Genomic DNA, 15,335 nt, shown 5'->3' on the forward strand with positions numbered 1-15,335 from the left:
AACCCCCCCCCCCCCTCGGGGGGGGGCGGCGCGCGTAGCCGGGGGGGGGGGGGGGGGGGGGGGGGGGGGGGGGGGGGGGGGGCGGCGCGGGGGGGGGGGGGCCCCCCCCCCCCCCCCCTCGCCCCGGCCCCTGTCTGACGCGCCCTGCTCAGCCGGTCGCGTGCGGCGCCGGATCCAGGGACCGCCGGATGAAGTCCACCTGGAGCAGCAGCAGGTTCTCCGCCACCTGTTCCTGCGGTGTCATATGGGTGACACCGGAGAGCGGCAGCACCTCGTGCGGGCGGCCCGCGGCGAGCAGCGCCGATGAGAGCCGCAGGGTGTGGGCCGCGACCACGTTGTCGTCCGCCAGGCCGTGGATGATCATTAGCGGCCCGGCCGGATTCTCCGGAGCCGAGAGGCCGTCGTCGGTGACGAGCGAGCTCGCCGCGTACACCCCGGGCTGCTCGCCCGGGTCGCCGAGATAGCGCTCGGTGTAGTGGGTGTCGTACAGCCGCCAGTCGGTGACCGGCGCGCCCGCGACCCCCGCGTGGAACACATCGGGGCGGCGCAGCACGGCGAGCGCGGCGAGGTAACCGCCGTACGACCAGCCGCGGATGGCGACCCGGCCCAGGTCGAGCGGGAACCCCTGGGCGGCCAGGCCGTGCAGGGCGTCGACCTGGTCGTCGAGGGTGAGCGTGAAGTCGTCCCTGATGGCCTTCTCCCACGCGGGGGAGCGGCCCGGGGTCCCCCGGCCGTCCGCGACGACCACCGCGAAGCCCTGGTCGGCGAACCACTGCGACGTGAGGTGCGCGTTGTGCGCGGCGACCACCCGCTGGCCGTGCGGGCCGCCGTACGGGTCGAGGAGGACCGGGAGGGGGCCGTCCGATTCCCGGTACCCGCCGGGGAGCAGGACGGCGCACGGAATTTTTCGTGCGCCCCCCTCGGTGAACTTCACGCGGGGGGTGAGACCCGGGGCTTCCGCGTACGAGGCGACCGTGGCCACCTCCTTGCCGTCCCGCAGCACCCGGACATCCGTACCCGGCCGCTCCATCCGGGCCGAGAGCAGCACCGTGACCCCGCCGGAGCGCACCGCCGAGTGCACACCGGGGCCTTCCGAAAGGCGCTCCACGCCCAGCTCGTTGACCCGGTACACATGGATCTCGCCGGTCTCGGGGCGGGCGGCGGCCTCGCCCGCCGAAGCGGAGACCAGCACGTCGTCAACAGAGATGTCCAGCACCGCCCGAACGTGCAACTCCGGCCCGGTGAGCAGCCGGTCGCCGACCGCGAGGACCCGTGCGCCCCCCTCGTCGGCGATCCGGACCAGACCGCCCGCGGGCGCCCAGGCGGGCACCCCGGGGAAGAGGTCGAGCCACACCGGGTCCTCGTCGACATGCACGGTCCTGGTGGTGCCGGACTCCGTGTCGACCCCCAGATAGCGCTGGCTGCGCTGGTCACGTGCCTGGACGAGCAGCAGGGGCGCACCCTCCTGCGACCAGTGCACGGCCGCCAGATACGGGTAACGGACGCGGTCCCAGACCACTTCGGTGCGGGCGCCGTCCAGGGCGTACAGAAAGAGCCGAACCTCGGCGTTGGGGGTGCCGGCCGCCGGATAGCCGACCTGTGCGGGCTCCCGCTCGGGGTGTGCGGGATCGGCGATCCACCAGCGCTGTACGGCGCTGTCGTCGGCCCGCGCCACCAGCAGGCTCCGCGAGTCGGGCGCCCACCAGAAGCCGCGCGAGCGCTGCATCTCCTCGGCCGCGACGAACTCGGCGACCCCGTACGTGACATGGGTGTCCTCCGGCTCCGCGAGCACCCCGTCACCCTCCCCGTCCGCGCCCACGACGCGCAGCGCGCCACCGCTCACATAGGCGATACGGCTGCCGTCCGGGGACGGCCTGGGGTCGATGACCGGTCCAGGCACCGGCAGCTCCCGGGTGCCGCCGTCCCGCAGACCGGCCGTGAACAGCCGTCCGGACAGGGCGAAAGCGGCCAGCTCGGCGGCGCCGTCGACCGCGTACCCGACGATGCCGGCCGAGCCCTCCCTGCTCCGTTCGCGGCGGGCCCGCTCCCCGGCCGAGAGCTGCTCGGCCGCCCCGCCGAGCAGTACCTCGGGGTCGGCGGCGACGCGCTCCTGTGCGCCCTGCCCGGTGTCGAGCACCCAGAGCCGGTTCGCCCGGTCCGTTCCGGTGGGGGAGCGCAGGTAGACGACCCGGCTGCCGTCCGGCGACACCGTGAAGGCGCGCGGGGCGCCGAGCGTGAAGCGCTGGGTCCTGGCGAACCGGCGCGGAAAGGAGTGTTCGTTCGATGTCATGCGACCGAACCTAGTACCGCGGCGGACGACGGAGGAGGCACGGCGGAGCACGCCCGGCGGCGGGCATGTGCCGACCGGTTCTGCCGGGGGCGTACGTCCATGCGCCCCTCGTGCTGCCGTGCATCGATCATGCACGGCGCCGGATAGTTATGATCCGTAGCGCTAGGTGGGTATGAGGCTACCGGCAGTGGTGGCATGCCCCTGGACCGTACGCAAATGGAGGTGAACCGTCATGGCGCTCTCGATCTCGGCGGTGGTGCTGCTGACGATCATCGTCGTGCTCATGGTCAGGAAGTCGGGGCTGAAGGCAGGGCACGCGGTGGTCTGCGCGCTGCTGGGCTTCTACCTGGCCAGCTCGTCAGTGGCGCCCACCATCCACTCGCTGACGACCAATGTGGCCGGGATGATCGGCGGCATCAAGTTCTGAGCCGGTGTCCGGACACCCCGGGGGTGCGCACGGCTCGTACGCTGGTCCCATGACGGACCTCCCCGACCGGCGCCTGCTCCTGGTGCACGCGCACCCCGACGACGAGTCGATCAACAACGGCGCCACCATGGCCGCGTACGCCGCCGATGGCGCCCACGTCACCCTGGTGACCTGCACTCTCGGCGAGGAGGGTGAGGTCATCCCGCCGGAACTCGCCCATCTGACGTCGGACCGCGAGGACGGTCTCGGCGCCCGTCGCATCGGTGAACTGGCCGCCGCGATGAGGGAGCTGGGCGTCACCGACCACCGCTTCCTCGGCGGCCCCGGACGCTTCCGGGACTCCGGGATGATGGGCGTCGGACAGAACCACCGCGAGGGCGCCTTCTGGAACACGGCGGTGGACCACGCGGCCTCGTACCTCGTCGAAGTGGTCCGTTCGGTGCGGCCGCAGGTCCTGGTGACGTACGACACCAACGGCGGCTACGGCCATCCCGACCACATCCAGGCGCACCGTGTCGCGATGCGCGCCGCCGAACTCGCGGCCGAGCCCGCCTTCCGGCCGGAGCTCGGCGCACCGCACACCATCGCGAAGATCTACTGGAACCGGGTGCCGCGCTCGGTGGCCGAAGCGGGCTTCGCCCGGCTGCGGGCGGCCGGTGCCGGCTTCCCCGGGATCGCGGACATCGGCGATGTGCCGGGGGTCGTGGACGACGCGGTCGTCACCACCGAGATCGACGGCACGGCGTACGCGGCGGCCAAGTCGGCCGCGATGCGCGCGCACGCCACCCAGATCGTGGTGGACGGCCCGTTCTTCGCGCTCTCCAACGACCTGGGCCAGCCGCTCTTCACGCGTGAGTACTACGAACTGGTGCGGGGCACACCGGGAGCGCCGGACGGCGAGCGCGAGACGGACTTCTTCGCGGGGATCCCGGGTGTCGCTGCGACCCCGGACCTGGCGGCCGGCGCAGCGCCGGGCACCACGGGAGCGTCCGCATGAGCGCCGGCCAGCACGGTCCGGGCCTCGCCGCCCCGCTGAACCCCCGCCGTATCGCTGCCTACTTCGGGCTGGTCGTCCTCGGCGCACTGGCCGGCCTCGCGGGCGCGCTCGTCCAGGCCGGCTGGTTCCCCGGCGGTCTGGTGCTCGCTCTGGTGGGCACCGCGGCCGTCTTCTACGGCGGCCGGGTGGCGACCGGGACGGCGGTCGGGGTCGGCGCCCCCGCCATCGGCTGGCTGGTCGCCGTCATGCTGCTGACCGCCACCCGCCCCGAGGGCGACTTCGTCTTCGCCGCGGGGACCGGGTCGTATGTCTTCCTGCTCGGCGGGATGGTGGCCGCTGTGATCTGTGCCACCGTACGGAAAGTGCCGCGGCCACCGGCCGATTACGCCCGACCTGGCAAGTGATGTGCCGCTTCGCCCGGTGAACCGGGCCCGGCCGCGGGGCGGTCGGAACGTCGCATTCCGCTGGGTGGGGGGTGCGATCGCGCCGTGCCCAGTATGGTGGTGCGCGCCGCCGAACCTCCCGCACCAGTAAGAACGGGCGGCGGAGCCAACCGGGAGAACCTGCCTTGAGTCGTGAAACTGACAGTTCGTCCACCGGCCGCCAGGGACGTGGCGGGGCCGCGTACCCCTCGGGCACGCCGCCGTACGGAACCCGCCAGTCTCCGGAGGAGACCGCAGGGGCGGCTCCCGAGCCGCAGCCGGACGAGCCCAGGACCGAGACCACGCTGACGACGCGCATCCGGATCAACATCCCCGGCTCGCGGCCGATTCCGCCGGTCGTCATGCGGACGCCCATGGGCGAGAGCGAACCCATCGACGGCGCCCGCGGCACCGACCAGGAGCGCACCGCGGCGATGTCGCTGCCGCCCGAGCCGGAACCGGAGCCCGAGGCGCCGAAGGCCGAGCGGCCCACCAGTGACTGGTTCGCGCCGCGCAAGCCCGCCGCGGCCTCCGGGTCGCCTTCGCCCTCCGGGTCCTCCGCGCCGTCCCCGTCCTCCGGGCCCGCTGCGTCCTCCGCGCAGTCCGGGCTCAACGGGGCGGGGGGAGCGCCGCGTTCCGGCGGACCGTCCGGGCCCGGCGGACCGTCCGCCGCTCCGGGGCCGCGCGGGCCCGGAGCGCAGGACGGTGCGGGCCCCCGCTCCGATCTGCCGTACTTCTCCGACCGGCCGCAGCAGGGCACGGGTGGACCCGGCGCCCCCGGTACGCCGGGCGCCCCCGGTACGTCCGGTCCTTCCGGGGCGCAGTCCGGGCCTCCCGGTGCCCTCGGCTCGCTCGGACCGCTCGGTTCCGCGGGGCTCGCCGGTCCGTCCGGCCCGACGACAGGGCCCGCGACCGGCACCAGTTCCCTGACGCCGCCGCTCGGCGACACCCCCTCCGGCGCCGGGGGGACCGGGACCCCGCTGTCGGACGACACCGCCGTACTGACACCGCAGCAGCTCGCGCCCGGGTACGGTCCCGGCGCCGGTGGCCAGGGCGCCCCGCCGGCCGGCGGCAATGTCTCGGGCTCCACGCTCAGCAGCGGGGTCCCGGTGGCTCCTTCCGAGCGCCGGGCGCCGTTCCCGCCTGGCCCCGGCGGCGGCCCCGGCGGCGGTACAGGTCCCGGCCAGGGCGCGCCCGTCGGCGCCGGGGCGCCGCGCTCCGAAGGACCCACGGCGTTCAGCCCGTCCGAGCACCCCGGCGTGGTCCCCACCCCGGCCCCCGCGCCGGTCCGCCCGGCCGCGCCGGCCAGGAAGGGCCGCTCGAAGCTGAGCCTCATCGCGGTCGGCGTCGTCGTGCTCGCCGGTGTGGCCTACGGCGCCGGGCTGCTGATGAACCACTCCGACGTACCCAAGGGCACCACCGTGCTCGGTGTCGACATCGGCGGCGGCACCCGCGACGAGGCCGTCAACAAGCTCGACAGCGCGCTCGGCAGCCGGGTCAACGCCCCGATCCAGCTGAGCGTCGACGGCCGCAGGACCGAGCTCAGGCCCGCGACGGCCGGACTCACCCTGGAGACCCAGGCCACCGTGCGCAGCGCCGCGGGCAGTGACTACAACCCCGTGTCCGTGATCGGTTCGCTCTTCGGCGGCCGGCGCCAGATCGAACCGGTCCTGCCGACCGACGAGGAGAAGCTCGGCGCCGCGCTCACCGATCTGGCGGGCACGTCGGGCTCGGCGTCGGACGGCACGATCAAGTTCGTACCGGGCAAGGCCGTCGCCGTACCGGGCAAGGCGGGCAAGTCGCTGGACGTCAACAAGTCGATGGTCGCCGTCCGGGACGCGTTCCGGGCACAGGTCCAGACCGGAAAGGCGCGCACCGTGCCGCTCCCGGTCACGGCCAGACAGCCGACGATCTCCCAGACCGAGATCGACCGGGCCATGAAGGAGTTCGCGAAGCCCGCGATGTCCGGTCTGATCACGATCAAGGCGGGCAGCAAGCAGATCCAGTTCGGCCCGGAGAAGTCGCTGCCCAAGATCCTCTCCATGAAGCCCGTCGACGGACGGCTCGAACAGGTCTACAACCGGACCGCCATCGACCAGCTTCTGGAAGGTGTCTTCGACGGCATCATGATCACCAAGGGCGACGGGCAGAAGCACCAGGTCTCGGCCACCGACGTGGCCCAGGCCATGCAGCCCGCGCTGCTCGGCAAGACACCCGCGCAGCGCACGGCCACGATCAATCTCGACCCGAGCTGACCTGGGCCGCGCCGAGACCTGTACGAGAGCCATTCGTACGAGAGCCACCCGTACGAGAGCCACCCGTACGAGAGCCGCACCCGTACGCGGCTCGTGGCCGCACCACAGTGACACCGCACCACAGCGACACTCGTACGACAATCAGGCCCCCGCCGGCCGCACGAACCAGACCGGCGGGGGCTCTGTCATGCCTCGGCTATGACATCTGTCATCGTCAGTCCACGACAGGCGGCTCTGCCGCCGGTGGCGCCGGTACGCGAGGCTGTACCCATGACGAAGACGACAGCACCGCCCACCACCGTGGCCAGCTTCGAGCAGGTGAACAAGAGCTACGGCGAGGTCCGGGCCGTGGACGGCCTCACCCTCGAACTGCACCCCGGCGAGACCGTCGCGCTCCTCGGCCCCAACGGGGCGGGCAAGTCGTCGACGCTCGACCTCCTGCTCGGACTGCGCAACGCCGACTCGGGCACCGTCCGGGTCTTCGGCACCACCCCCGAGCAGGCCATCAGGGACGGCCGCGTCGGCGCCATGCTGCAGAGCGGCGGTCTGATGGAGGACGTCAAGGTCCGCGAGCTGGTCCAGCTCGCCTGCGATCTGCACCGCCACCCGCGCCCGGTCGCCGACGTGCTCGACCGCGCGGGCATCACCCAGATCGCCGACCGTATGGTCAACAAGCTCTCCGGCGGCCAGGAGCAGCGGGTCCGCTTCGCGCTGGCGACGGCCGGTGACAACGACCTGATCGTCCTCGACGAGCCGACCACCGGTATGGACGTCTCCGCCCGGCACGCCTTCTGGGCCACCATGCGTGAACAGGCCGACCAGGGCCGTACGGTCCTCTTCGCCACCCACTACCTGGAGGAGGCGGACGCCATCGCCGACCGCGTCCTGGTCCTGCACAAGGGGCGGCTGCTCGCCGACGGGACCGCCTCCGAGATCAAGGCCAAGGCCGGCGCCCGGCGGATCGCCTTCGACCTGGAGGGTCTGATCGACGAGGACGTGCTGCGCGCCCTGCCGTTCCTGACCGCTTTCGACGTATCCGGCCGCACCGTCCGTATCCAGTCGTCCGACGCCGACGCCACCGTCCACGCGCTGTACGGACTCGGGCTCTACCCCCGCAACCTCGAAGTCGCGGGCCTCGGCCTGGAGCAGGCCTTCGTCGCCATCACCGAGGCCGAGGAGGCCAAAGCAGTATGAGGACCCTGATCAAGCTCGAAATCACCCGGACGCTGCGGAACAAGAAGTTCATGTTCTTCTCGATCCTCTACCCCTCGATGCTGTACCTGATCATCTCCAGCGGCGCCTCCTCGTCGGACAAGCTCGGCAACACCGGCCTCACCCTGCAGAACTTCTACGTGGTCGCGATGGCCTCCTTCGGCGCGCTCACCGCGGTTCTCATGGGCAACAGCGAGCGCATCGCCAAGGAGCGCGAGAAGGGCTGGGTGCGCCAGCTGCGCCTCACTTCGCTGCCGGGCCGCGGCTATGTCCTCGCGAAGATCGGCAGCGCGGCCGTGGTCACCCTGCCGTGCATCGTCGTGGTCTTCATCGTGGCGGCGCTCGCCAAGAGCGTACGGTTCGACGCCTGGCAGTGGCTGGCCCTGACCGGTGTCATCTGGGCCGGCAGCCTGGTCTTCGCCGCGCTCGGCGTCGCCATCGGGTACATCGCCAGCGGGGACGCGGTCCGGCCGATCACCATGATCATCTACTTCGGCCTCTCCATCCTCGGCGGCCTCTGGATCCCCACCACGACCTTCCCGCAGTGGCTGGGGAACATCGCGGAGTGGCTGCCCACCCATGCGTACGCCGGTCTCGGTCAGGCCATCGAACTGGGCAACGCCCCGCACGCCAAGGACGTCGCCATCCTCTTCGTCTACTTCCTGATCTTCGCGGGCGGCGCCGCCTGGCTGTACCGGAAGGACACACTGAAGGCGTGAACCAGGAACGAGTGGTCGGTATCGGCACAGTGCCCGAGAACCCCAGGGAAGCCGCCAGGAAGATGCTCTGGATCGGCATCTGGCTGGTCTTCCTCGCCACCCCGCTGAACGCACTGCTCGACGGCCGCTATTCGGCCGCCGGGCAGGCGCTCGGCTGGACGGGCCTGATGCTCTTCGTCGGCCTGTACCTCGTCATGGTCTTCCGGCACACCGGCCGCTCACGCCGCCCGGACTCCGTCAACAGCACCCTGGCCGCCGTCCTGGGTCTTATCGCCGTCGGGCTCAATCTGGCCCTCGGCTCTCCCTGGCTCGTGCTCTTCGTGTACGTGGCGGTGAACTGCGGTGCGGTCCTGCCGCTGCGGCGGGCGGCCTGGGGGATCCTCGGGGCCACGGCGCTGCTGTGTCTCCTCGCCCTCCGTACCGGTGATCTGGAGCAGCAGGCCGGGCCGCTGCTCGTCCCCACCCTGCTCGGCGGATTCGCGATGACCGGGGTGCGGCAGCTGATCCGTACGACGGTCGAGCTGAAGGAGGCCCGCGCCACGGTCGCCCAGCTCGCCGCCAACGAGGAGCGGCTGCGGATGGCCCGCGATCTGCACGACCTGCTCGGCCACTCCCTGTCGCTGATCACGCTCAAGTCCGAGCTGGCCGGCCGGATGCTCCCGGACCACCCGGGGCAGGCGGCCGGCCAGGTCGCGGACATCGAGCAGGTCAGCAGGCAGGCGCTGACCGATGTACGGGAAGCGGTCACCGGCTACCGCCGCCCCACCCTGCCCGGCGAACTGGCAGGCGCCCGCACCGCGCTCGCGGCGGCGGGCATCACAGCCGATGTGCCCGCCGAGGTGCCGGAGGACTTCCGGGCGGGCGAGCTGGACGAGGACCGGGAGGCCGCCCTCGCCTGGGCCCTGCGCGAGGGCATCACCAACGTCGTACGCCACAGCGCCGCCCGCCACTGCACCGTCACGCTCGGCTCCCGGCAGACCCTGGACGGCCGCCGCGTCGAACTCGTGGTGCGCGACGACGGCAGGAACGCCACCGCGGGCCCGCACGGCAACGGGCTCACCGGCCTGGCCGAGCGCCTCGCCAAGGCCGGCGGCACGCTCGATACGCAAGCCGGTCCCGGCTTCACCCTCACCGCACGCGTCCCTCTAGGATCCGGTGCATGATCAGGCTCCTGCTCGCCGAGGACCAGGCCATGGTCCGTGAGGCCCTCGCCGCCCTGCTGGGGCTTGAGCCGGATTTCGAGGTCGTGGCCCAGGTGGCCCGTGGCGACGAGGTCCTGGCCGCCGCCCGGGAGCATGCCGTCGATGTCGCCCTGCTCGACATCGAGATGCCGGGCCTGACCGGTATCGAGGCGGCGGCGCAGCTCCAGCGCGAACTCCCCGCGCTCAGGGTCGTCGTCCTCACCACCTTCGGCCGCCCCGGCTATCTCCGCCGGGCCATGGAGTCGGGCGCCCACGCCTTCCTGGTCAAGGACGCCCCCGCGGCCCAGCTGGCCACCGCGGTACGGAAGGTGCTCGCCGGGGAGCGGGTCATCGACCCCACCCTGGCAGCCGCGGCGCTCTCGGACGGCGCGAACCCGCTGACGGACCGGGAGCGCGAGGTGCTGCGCGCGGCGGCGGACGGCTCGACCAACGCGGAGCTGGCGGCCGCGCTGCATCTGTCGCAGGGCACCGTCCGCAATTACCTCTCGACGGCGATCCAGAAACTGACGGCCCGCAACCGGGCCGATGCCGTACGGATCGCCCAGGAGAAGGGCTGGCTCTGACGCCACCAGGACGCGTCCCTCACGGATGCATCCTGGCCCCCTTGAGGACCTTGTCCACCGCGTTGCGCGGCCCGTACACCGCCAGCCCCACCAGATCGAGCCGGTCGCGCCCGACCGCACGGACCGCGGCCCGGTTGTCCCGGTCGTTGCCCGTACGGAACAGATCACGGGTGAAGACGGCCCGGGGGAGCGCGCGGGACAGGACACGGGAGTGCGCGGCCCGCAGAGTCTCGCAGGCGCCCTCGAGGACCAGGACGGGCTGCCGGAACATCGGCAGATAGGCGGTGCCGTCGGCGTCGGCGTACGGTCCGCCGATCACCTCGGGCAGCGTCGGGCCGAGCCCGCTGACCAGGAACGCGGTGACGTTCAGCCGCTGCCAGGTCTCCAGGTCCTCGTGGAGCAGCACCGCGATCTTGGTGTCGAAGCGGACCGGCGCCTCGTCGGGGACGGCGGGGGAGGGGGTGGCGGCCGTGGGGCCGGGGACGGTGCCGGTGGGGTCCGGTGCGGTGTCGGTTCTCATGCTCCGAGACTGCCGGGAGGTCCCGCGCGTGGTCTTGTACGTTCTTTGCATGGTGTCCGTGCCGGAGGTCTCCGCATGGCGCCCGCCCGTCGCGGGTGTCGTGGAGGTCTTCCATGCCCACTTCACCGAGCACGCCTATCCGATGCATGTCCATGACGCCTGGACGCTGCTGATCGTCGACGACGGCGCGGTGCGGTACGACCTCGACCGCCATGAGCACGGCACCCCGCACGACACCGTCTCGCTGCTGCCCCCGCAGGTGCCGCACAACGGTACGCCTGCCACCCCGGAGGGCTTCCGCAAGCGGGTGCTCTATCTGGACATGACACAGCTGGACGCCGGGTACATCGGCGCCGCTGTCGACCGGCCCGACCTGGTCGACCCGGTGCTGCGCCACCGTGTCGGGCTGCTGCACCAGGCCCTGGCATCGCCGGGCGACGAGCTGGAGGCGGAGAGCCGGCTGGCCCTCATCGGTGAGCGGCTGCGCGGTCATCTGCGGCCCGGCACCCCGCCCCGCCGGCCGGACGAGGACAGCAGGTCCGTCGCGGACCGGCTGCGGGGACTGCTGGACGAACGGCTGGTCCAGGGGCTGACCCTGCGGGAGGCCGCGGCGGAGGTGCACGCCCACCCGGCCCATCTGGTACGGGCGTTCAGCGGCGCGTACGGCATCACCCCGCACCAGTATCTGACGTCCCGCCGGGTCGACCTGGCCCGCGGGCTGCTGCTCCAGGGACAGCAGCCGGGCGAGGTGGCCGCCGCCACCGGGTTCTACGACCAGTCCCATCTGACACGGCACTTCAAGCGCGTGGTGGGCATCGCTCCCGGCCGCTACGCCCGCACCGCACCGGCACGGTGAGCCCGGCCGGTAGGGGTGGCGGAGCCGTCAACCGGCAGTCGTGCGGGCGACCGGCCCCCGGGCGGCAACTGGCATCAGAGCGCCCTCAGTTGAGCATCGCACGCGCCGCCCTGGCCCGGCCGCGTACCGTCTCGGCCGCCCCCGGGTCGACCGCGGCGACCACCTCCGCGTACTCCTCCAGCTCCACCGCACCGCGCATGAAATCGCCCCGCTCCACCAGGAGCTGGGCGTGTTCGTAGCGCAGCTGCGCCGGGTGGGCGGGGAGCAGCAGGGCCAGTTCGACCGCCCAGAGCTGGACGTCCGTGCGCTCCGGGCGGGCAGCGGCCCAGGCGCGGATGTTGTTCAGCACCCGCAGGATGATCTCCAGCTGATCCGCCGGGGCGAGCATGGCCGGATCGAAGGGTGCACCCGTGGCCCCGGCGACCAGGGCCCCCGCGTCCTCCCCGGTGAGCAGCCGGCCGCCGCCGAAGGGATCGGCGAGCACCCGCTCGTCCGGCGGGCCCGCCGGATCGCCGAAGCCGACCACGAAGTGGCCCGGCAGCGCCACCCCGTACACCGGGGCCCCGGCCCGCCGCGCCACCTCGATCCACACCACCGAGAGAAGGATCGGCAGCCCACGCCCGCGCCGCAGCACCTCATGGAGGAGCGAGGACTCCAGTCGCTGGTAGTCGGCGGCGGCGCCCCTGAAGTCATGCCGTACGCCGAGGAGTTCGCCCAGGGCGAGGGCCCAGGCGCGGGCCCCGGTCACCCCGAACGGCAGCGCGCCCGCCAGCCGGTCGAGTTCGATCTGGGCCGCGTCGATGCCGTCCTGGCCGAGTGAGGGATCGGCCTCCGTGCCCACCAGCAGACACAGCAGGGCGAGATCGGGCCGCTCCGAGCGGGCCTCCTCGGCGAACTGCCGTCGCCAGTCGGTGGATTGCTCGTCCATATCGCTCTCGTACCCGCCTATGCCGTGGGGATGTGCTGCCGGTAGTGGTGGTAGCTGTGGTGGGTCCGGAAGCCCATGCCGTCGTAGAGCGCACGGGCCCCGGTGTTCTCCTCCTCGACCTGGAGCCAGGCCGCCGACGCGCCCTCGTCGAGCGCCCGGCGGGCCAGCGCGGTCATGACGGCGCTCGCCAGGCCCTGGCGGCGGACCGCCGGGTCCACCTCCACGGCCATGAACCCCGCCCACCGCCCGTCGGTCACACAGCGGCCGATCGCCAGGGGCACTCCGTCCGGACCGGCGACCGAGGCGAACCAGGTCGAAGGACCGCTGCCGAGCACCGCGAGCACGGCCGGATCCGGGGCGCTGCACCGCTGGTAGCGGGCGAGCCAGGACGCGTCACAGGAGCGCGAGAGCGCGACCCGCGCGACGGTGTCCTCCAGCGGGCGGGACGGATCGCCGAGCGGCGCCAGCGCCGCGATCCGCACCAGCGCGCTCACCTCGCGGGTCCAGCCGCGCTGTTCGAGTCCGGCCGCCAGCAGTTCCTGAGTGCCCTCGTTCCCGGTGGAGAGCTGGACGTACGCGGGCAGTCCGCGCTCCGCGTACCAGGCGTCCACCCGCTCCAGCGCCTCGTCCAGCGGGCACCCGGGATCACCGAGCGGCAGTACGGAGTTGGCACGGCGGGTGAATCCCTCCCGTCGCCCGGCCTCCGCCCCCCGACGACGTGCGTCGCGCGGCACCTCCTGGACTGCGGCCCGCAGCTGCCAGTCGCCGAGTTGCTCGCTCTCCACCGGCTGCCAGGCGCGGGCCGTGGCCCTCGCCAGTTCGGGAAAGGTCGCCGACGGGCCACGCCGCCGTGCGGGCGCCGCGGGCACGGTCTTCCCCGCGACGAGCGCCGACTCCGGGATACGGACCGACACGCCCGACCGCTGTGTGATGGACAGCACACCATCGTCCCATGATGTGAGAACGCCCACCGTGTCGGTGAACTTCGCACCGGGTGCGGCCTCGTTGGCCAGCTGCCTGACTGATACCCGTTTGCCCACGTCAACAGGTGTAATTCGGACCTCAAGGCGTCCGCCGGTAGTGAATTCCACAGCTCTCTCCGCCCCTCCTGTTCGGATCGCGCCCCGGAACGGAGATACTAGGTGTGGGCATCGACGACGCCGCGCTCCCGCGCAGAGCAGCCCTACCGAGGAGGAACGACAGCGTGACTTACGTCATCGCGCAGCCTTGTGTCGACGTCAAGGACAAGGCGTGCATCGAGGAGTGCCCCGTCGACTGCATCTACGAGGGCTCCCGGTCCTTGTACATCCACCCGGACGAATGCGTCGACTGTGGTGCCTGTGAGCCGGTCTGTCCGGTGGAAGCGATCTTCTACGAGGACGACACCCCGGAGGAGTGGAAGGACTACTACAAGGCGAACGTCGAATACTTCGACGAGCTCGGTTCGCCCGGTGGAGCCTCCAAGCTCGGCCTGATCGAGCGCGACCACCCCTTCATCGCGGCGCTGCCCACCCCCAACACGGGGATCCCGAACCCCCCCCGGGCCCGGCTCGCGCGCACCCCCGGCGCGCCCCCCCGCTCACACTGGAGCGCGCGGGCCCGCGGCCCCCCGCCCCCCCCCGCGCGCGCCCCCCGGCCCCCCCCCGCCCCCCCCCCCCCCCCCCCCCGCCCCCCCGCCCCCCCCCCCCCCCCCCCCCCCCGCGGCATATGACGTGGACGCCGTTCCGCGGGGCCGCAGCCAAGCCCGCGCGGTCCGCACCGCGCGGCTTCCGTACGTACGAGAAAGTGAAGCCCGTGTCCGCACTCTCATCGCGCCTCCCCGCCTTTCCCTGGGACAAGCTGGAGCCGTACAAGGCGACGGCCGCCGTCCACCCGGACGGCATCGTGGACCTCTCCGTCGGCACCCCGGTCGACCCGGTGCCGCCGCTCGTCCGCGAGGCGCTCGTCGCCGCGGCCGATTCACCGGGGTATCCGACGGTGTGGGGGACCCCCGAGCTGCGTGACGCGCTCAGCGGCTGGTGCGAACGCAGGCTGGGCGCGCGTGAGGTCGCGCACACCAATGTGCTGCCGGTCGTCGGCTCCAAGGAGCTGGTGGCCTGGCTGCCGACGCAGCTCGGCCTGGGCGCCGGTGACCGGGTCGCCTACCCGCGGCTCGCCTACCCGACGTACGAGGTCGGGGCGCGGCTCTGCGGCGCGGAGCCCGTGGAGTACGACGACCCGACGGAGCTGGACCCGGAGGGGCTGAGGCTGCTCTGGCTCAACTCGCCGTCGAACCCGACCGGCCGGGTCCTCTCCGTGGACGAGCTGGCCCGGATCGTCGCCTGGGCGCGTGAGCACTCCGTCCTGATCGCCAGCGACGAGTGCTACTTCGAGCTGGGCTGGGAGGCCGAGCCGGTCTCGGTGCTCCACCCGGATGTCTGCGGCGGTGTGTACGAGGGCCTGATCGCCGTCCACTCGCTCTCCAAGCGCTCCAACCTGGCGGGCTACCGTGCCGCGTTCATCGCGGGCGACGACGCCGTGCTCGGTGAGCTGCTGCAGATCCGCAAGCACGGCGGGATGATGACGGCCGCGCCCGTCCAGGCGGCGGTGGTCGCCGCGCTCGGCGACGACACGCATGTGACGGAGCAGCGAGAGCGGTACCTGGCCCGGCGCACCGCCCTGCGGACCGCGCTGGAGGCGCACGGCTTCCGGATCGAGCACAGCGAGGCCAGCCTGTATCTGTGGGCGACCCGCGACGAGGCGTGCTGGGACACCGTGGCCGACCTCGCCGAACTGGGCATCCTGGTGGCGCCGGGTGACTTCTACGGGGAGGCGGGCGGGCGTTTCGTCCGGGTCGCGCTGACGGCCACGGACGAGCGGGTGGCCGCCGCGGTGAAGCGGCTGGGCGAGCGGTAGGCCGGTACGCACGCGCCGAGGCCCCCGGGAGTGGACACTCCCGGGGGCC

The 15,335-nt window shown here is 72.8% G+C and carries 14 protein-coding genes and 1 pseudogene; 11 read left to right on the plus strand and 4 right to left on the minus strand.

From position 1 onward, the window contains the following. Positions 1-148: 148 nt before the first annotated feature. Positions 149-2,290 (minus strand): prolyl oligopeptidase family serine peptidase, encoded by a 2,142-nt coding sequence (locus ACFXBC_RS20330; protein ID WP_385025934.1) that lies wholly within the window; start codon positions 2,288-2,290, stop codon positions 149-151. Between the two features lie 232 nt (positions 2,291-2,522). Here ACFXBC_RS20330 and ACFXBC_RS20335 point away from each other — a divergent pair, with 232 nt between their 5' ends. From ACFXBC_RS20335 to ACFXBC_RS20370, 8 genes are all read left to right on the plus strand, one after another. After that, the gene (locus ACFXBC_RS20335; RefSeq protein ID WP_164263029.1) at positions 2,523-2,717 is read left to right on the plus strand and encodes a hypothetical protein; all 195 of its coding nucleotides are present in this window, start codon (positions 2,523-2,525) and stop codon (positions 2,715-2,717) included. Positions 2,718-2,766: 49 nt separating this feature from the next. Beyond that, complete coding sequence (gene mshB, locus ACFXBC_RS20340; protein WP_385025938.1) at positions 2,767-3,714, plus strand: N-acetyl-1-D-myo-inositol-2-amino-2-deoxy-alpha-D-glucopyranoside deacetylase; 948 nt, start codon at positions 2,767-2,769, stop codon at positions 3,712-3,714. Continuing rightward, complete coding sequence (locus tag ACFXBC_RS20345; RefSeq protein ID WP_385025941.1) at positions 3,711-4,118, plus strand: DUF6113 family protein; 408 nt, start codon at positions 3,711-3,713, stop codon at positions 4,116-4,118. The genes mshB and ACFXBC_RS20345 overlap by 4 nt, the downstream gene beginning before the upstream one ends. Before the next feature lie 164 nt (positions 4,119-4,282). Continuing rightward, positions 4,283-6,391, plus strand: a complete 2,109-nt coding sequence (locus ACFXBC_RS20350; RefSeq protein ID WP_385025944.1) for a hypothetical protein — start codon at positions 4,283-4,285, stop codon at positions 6,389-6,391. Between the two features lie 270 nt (positions 6,392-6,661). Continuing rightward, the gene (locus ACFXBC_RS20355; RefSeq protein ID WP_385025947.1) at positions 6,662-7,585 is read left to right on the plus strand and encodes an ABC transporter ATP-binding protein; all 924 of its coding nucleotides are present in this window, start codon (positions 6,662-6,664) and stop codon (positions 7,583-7,585) included. Further along, positions 7,582-8,322 (plus strand): ABC transporter permease, encoded by a 741-nt coding sequence (locus ACFXBC_RS20360; RefSeq protein WP_385025950.1) that lies wholly within the window; start codon positions 7,582-7,584, stop codon positions 8,320-8,322. The genes ACFXBC_RS20355 and ACFXBC_RS20360 overlap by 4 nt, the downstream gene beginning before the upstream one ends. Next, entirely contained in the window at positions 8,319-9,485 is a 1,167-nt protein-coding gene (locus ACFXBC_RS20365) for a sensor histidine kinase (RefSeq protein WP_385025953.1), read from the plus strand. Before ACFXBC_RS20360 ends, ACFXBC_RS20365 begins: the two co-directional genes overlap by 4 nt. After that, positions 9,482-10,087: a response regulator transcription factor gene (locus ACFXBC_RS20370; protein WP_385025956.1), complete on the plus strand. Its 606-nt coding sequence runs from the start codon at positions 9,482-9,484 to the stop codon at positions 10,085-10,087. The genes ACFXBC_RS20365 and ACFXBC_RS20370 overlap by 4 nt, the downstream gene beginning before the upstream one ends. Before the next feature lie 19 nt (positions 10,088-10,106). Here the strand turns inward: ACFXBC_RS20370 and ACFXBC_RS20375 are convergent, their stop codons facing one another. Next, positions 10,107-10,658 (minus strand): DUF2000 family protein, encoded by a 552-nt coding sequence (locus ACFXBC_RS20375; protein ID WP_385025959.1) that lies wholly within the window; start codon positions 10,656-10,658, stop codon positions 10,107-10,109. Between ACFXBC_RS20375 and ACFXBC_RS20380 the strand changes: the two genes are divergently transcribed. Then, positions 10,657-11,463 (plus strand): AraC family transcriptional regulator, encoded by an 807-nt coding sequence (locus ACFXBC_RS20380; protein ID WP_385025962.1) that lies wholly within the window; start codon positions 10,657-10,659, stop codon positions 11,461-11,463. The two genes, ACFXBC_RS20375 and ACFXBC_RS20380, sit on opposite strands and share 2 nt — an antisense overlap. A gap of 85 nt (positions 11,464-11,548) precedes the next feature. Here ACFXBC_RS20380 and ACFXBC_RS20385 read toward each other — a convergent pair whose 3' ends face one another. Further along, complete coding sequence (locus ACFXBC_RS20385; protein WP_385025965.1) at positions 11,549-12,391, minus strand: transglutaminase-like domain-containing protein; 843 nt, start codon at positions 12,389-12,391, stop codon at positions 11,549-11,551. A 17-nt stretch (positions 12,392-12,408) separates the two neighbouring features. Then, positions 12,409-13,482, minus strand: coding sequence for a GNAT family N-acetyltransferase (locus ACFXBC_RS20390; RefSeq protein WP_385025968.1), 1,074 nt, complete (start codon positions 13,480-13,482; stop codon positions 12,409-12,411). Positions 13,483-13,595: 113 nt separating this feature from the next. On the opposite strand from ACFXBC_RS20390, the pseudogene fdxA reads away from it, so the two are divergent. Together fdxA and dapC are read left to right on the plus strand one after the other, a co-directional pair. After that, positions 13,596-13,910, plus strand: a pseudogene (fdxA, locus tag ACFXBC_RS20395) (ferredoxin); the annotation flags it as partial. A gap of 275 nt (positions 13,911-14,185) precedes the next feature. Beyond that, the gene (gene dapC, locus ACFXBC_RS20400; protein ID WP_385025971.1) at positions 14,186-15,286 is read left to right on the plus strand and encodes a succinyldiaminopimelate transaminase; all 1,101 of its coding nucleotides are present in this window, start codon (positions 14,186-14,188) and stop codon (positions 15,284-15,286) included. The last annotated feature ends 49 nt before the right edge of the window (positions 15,287-15,335 follow it).

It is taken from the genome of Streptomyces sp. NPDC059398 (assembly GCF_042751845.1).
Lineage (GTDB): Bacteria > Actinomycetota > Actinomycetes > Streptomycetales > Streptomycetaceae > Streptomyces.